Genomic DNA, 3,734 nt, shown 5'->3' with positions numbered 1-3,734 from the left:
TGGAAAGATACCAAGCGCACAGGGCGTGCATCTGTGAAAGTGTTATGGCAAGGATGGCTTAAGTTACAAGCCATCCTGGAAGGCTACGATTTAGCAAAATCTCTTGAGTCAGACTTGTGATCAAGAGACAGCATTGAGCGCCTTTTTATCTTTAACAGGTAATTACCAACCTATTGATTTTACTCAACCGTAACCGATTTAGCTAAGTTACGTGGTTGGTCAACGTCAGTGCCTTTAATTACCGCTACGTAGTACGACAGTAGCTGCAATGGCAAGGTGTAAACAATTGGCGCAATAATGTCGTCAGTGTGGTTTACGTTGATTACACGCATTGTGTCGTCTGACTCAAAGTGTGAATCTTTATCTGCGAATACGTAAATAATGCCGCCACGTGCGCGTACTTCTTCTACGTTTGATTTAAGTTTTTCTAGCAATTCGTTATTTGGTGCTACAACAATAATTGGCATGTCGGCATCAATAAGTGCTAATGGGCCGTGTTTTAGCTCGCCCGCTGCGTAAGCTTCTGCGTGAATGTACGAAATCTCTTTAAGTTTAAGCGCACCTTCCATTGCAATTGGGTATTGCGAGCCACGACCTAAAAACAATGAGTGGTGCTTATCAGCAAACTCTTCTGCAAGATCTGCAATACCATCAGCGAGTAATAATGTTTCTTCTAACTTAGCTGGAAGTACTTTAATTGCATTTACAATTGCGCTTTGATCAAGGCCTTTTTCCTGAGCTATAGACGCAGTAAGCATTAACAAACCAACTAACTGCGTTGTGAATGCTTTAGTAGATGCCACGCCTATTTCAGCGCCTGCTTTAGTCATAAAGGCAAGGTCTGATTCGCGTACAAGCGATGAACCAGGTACGTTACAAATAGTCATTGAGGCCATGTAACCTTGCTCTTTAGCTAGGCGTAATGCAGCTAGCGTATCGGCAGTTTCACCCGATTGAGAAATAGTAACAAGTAAGCTATTTTCATGAACAAACGACTGACGGTATCTAAATTCAGAAGCTATTTCTACATTACAGCTAACACCCGCAAACTGCTCAAGCCAGTAACGTGCAACCATACCTGAATGATAAGACGTACCACAGGCAATAATTTGCACATGTTTTACATCTTTAAATATTTGCTGAGCGCTTTCGCCAAAGGCATCAATTGCTACACGGTCGTCGTTTAAACGCCCTTCAAGAGTATTACGTACAGCAAGTGGCTGCTCGTAAATTTCTTTTAGCATGTAGTGACGGTAATCGCCTTTGCCTGATGCATCTTGCGTAATGTTTGATTCAATCACTTCACGCTCAACTGCGTTACCGTCTGCATCAAAAATTTCTACTGTGTCACGTGTAATACGTGCTACGTCGCCTTCTTCTAAAAAGATGAAGCTACGAGTAACAGGTAGTAATGCTAACTGATCAGACGCAATAAAGTTTTCGCCAAGGCCTAAACCAATAACAAGAGGACTACCTGAGCGCGCTACAATGATTTCGTTATCGTTGTCTTTATCAAATACAACAGTACCAAAAGCGCCTTCAAACTGTTTAACAGCTGCTTGTACTGATTCAAGTAACGTTGTGTGTTGTTTACGAAGTTGGTGAATTAAATGCACCATTACTTCTGTATCAGTGTCTGATAAGAATTCGTAACCATCTGCTTTAAGTGCTGTACGTAGACTCGCGTGGTTTTCAATAATACCATTGTGTACAAGTGCTAACTGGCTGTTTGATACATGTGGGTGTGCATTGGCTTCTGTTACGCTACCATGTGTTGCCCAGCGCGTATGTGCAATACCTGTATGACCGCTAACGCCTGCTTGTTCTAGAGCGGCTTCTACGTTAACTACTTTACCTACTGCTTTTACCGTATTAAGTGTGTTGCCATCAAGCAATGCTACGCCTGCTGAGTCATAACCACGGTATTCAAGACGCTTAAGGCCTTCAACTAAAATTTTGTTTACTGGACGTTCTGCAACTGCCCCAACTATTCCACACATAGTGTCTCCATTAATTTTTTAATTCTAGCAACTCATGTTGTAGTTACTATTGTATAATCTCTGCGCAAATTAGTTTTACACCACACGCCTCAATTGCTTTGCGCTTATCGTCTGCCAAGCCATTGTCGGTTATTAATGTGGTCACTATTTTCCACGGTAATTCTAAATTTGGTATTTTTCGGCCAATCTTATCTGATTCAACCATTACGATTACTTCACGTGCCGCTTTTGCCATAACTTGGCTTAAACCAACTAGCTCATTAAAGGTAGTAGTACCGCGCTTTACATCTATGCCGTCAGCGCCAATAAATAGCTGATCAAAGTCGTAAGAACATAATACATTTTCAGCAACTTGCCCCTGAAATGACTCAGAATGTGGATCCCACGTTCCGCCGGTCATTAAAAGTGTCGGCTCGTTCTCGAGTGCTAATAAACGACTCGCTACTTTAATAGCGTTGGTCATAACAACTAGCCCACGCTTATCAGCAAGCTCAGGGATCATAGCTGCCGTAGTGCGTCCGCTATCAATAATAATGCGGTTATGATCTTTTATAAGTTTTGCTGCTGCTTTTGCTATTGCGACTTTGCGCTTTGAATCTACTTCATCGCTAACAATTTCTTTAGGTAGTGCAATAGCACCACCGTAGCGGCGAAGTAATAAGCCACTTTTTTCAAGCGAGGTTAAATCTTTTCGAATGGTTACTTCAGATGTTTGAAACTGCTGTGCTAACTTTTCAACGGCTACTTCACCTAATTCATTAACTTGAACCAGTATATTGTGACGACGCTGCTGTGTGTTTCGTTTAGTCATAAAGCTCGTGAATTAAGTTTCATTTCGAAAGTTATGCGATTTTAAACGAAACAACTTAAATGGCAAGTGAACGAGCAAAAAAAACACAGTTTTATTCTAATAATAATAAAACTAAAAGTACGGTAAGCTGTAACTAATTAAGTTATAAAGATAAATACAATGCAGTCATTTAACAGTATCAGTAAAGAATACTTAGCACAGCGAAAGCAAGCAGGTGAAACCTGCCGTTTATTTAATAAGAGCCCAAGTAAAGGCAACTTAAAACGTATCAAAGAGTTATTTTTAAAGTCGGGTGATGGTGTAATTATAGAATCAGGTTTTCATTGCGATTACGGCAATCAAATAGTTATTGGTGATCGTACTTTTATGAATATTAATTGCACACTTCTCGACTCGCCATTAGCCAATCACTCAATCACCATTGGTGATGACTGTTTAATAGGCCCGAACGTTCAGCTTTTAGCTGTGTCACATGCTACTAATCCAGCAAAAAGGCTTAATAAGGAAAACTTTGCAGCACCTATCGCGTTAGGCAATAACGTATGGCTTGGCGCAGGTGCAATTATTTTAGCGGGTGTGAGTATTGGTGAAAATAGTATTGTGGGTGCGGGTGCTGTGGTTACTAAAAATGTAATGCCTAATACTGTAGTAGCGGGTAACCCAGCTCGTGAAATAAGAACATTGTAGCTATTCTCGATGTAATTTTAACATCGGGAGTCGCTGCGCTCGCCCGCCCTGCGTGCTAGGTGTTGATGTGAGTGTGTGTTAATTGCGCGCATTTCACTTTTCTGCAGACGTAAAAAAGCCCGAATCGTTAGATTCGGGCTTTCTACAATTTGAAGCCTGGTAATGTCCTACTTTCACATAGCAAATGCTACACTATCATCGGCGCTGTTTCGTTTCACTACTGAGTTCGGCATGGA

General features: G+C 41.2%; 3 protein-coding genes. 1 reads left to right on the top strand and 2 read right to left on the bottom strand.

Annotated features, from left to right (window positions below):
- Nucleotides 1-179: 179 nt before the first annotated feature.
- Together glmS and I6F42_RS19860 are read right to left on the bottom strand one after the other, a co-directional pair.
- Nucleotides 180-2,000, bottom strand: a complete 1,821-nt coding sequence (glmS, locus tag I6F42_RS19865; protein WP_197153187.1) for a glutamine--fructose-6-phosphate transaminase (isomerizing) — start codon at nucleotides 1,998-2,000, stop codon at nucleotides 180-182.
- 46 nt (nucleotides 2,001-2,046) lie between these two features.
- Nucleotides 2,047-2,811, bottom strand: coding sequence for a DeoR/GlpR family DNA-binding transcription regulator (locus tag I6F42_RS19860; RefSeq protein WP_197153186.1), 765 nt, complete (start codon nucleotides 2,809-2,811; stop codon nucleotides 2,047-2,049).
- Between the two features lie 159 nt (nucleotides 2,812-2,970).
- On the opposite strand from I6F42_RS19860, the gene I6F42_RS19855 reads away from it, so the two are divergent.
- The gene (locus tag I6F42_RS19855; RefSeq protein ID WP_197153185.1) at nucleotides 2,971-3,498 is read left to right on the top strand and encodes a sugar O-acetyltransferase; all 528 of its coding nucleotides are present in this window, start codon (nucleotides 2,971-2,973) and stop codon (nucleotides 3,496-3,498) included.
- Nucleotides 3,499-3,734: the final 236 nt, after the last annotated feature.

Source organism: Pseudoalteromonas sp. SWYJZ12, from assembly GCF_015864395.1.
Lineage (GTDB): Bacteria > Pseudomonadota > Gammaproteobacteria > Enterobacterales > Alteromonadaceae > Pseudoalteromonas > Pseudoalteromonas arctica.
This window is presented reverse-complemented; position numbering and strand designations above follow the sequence as displayed.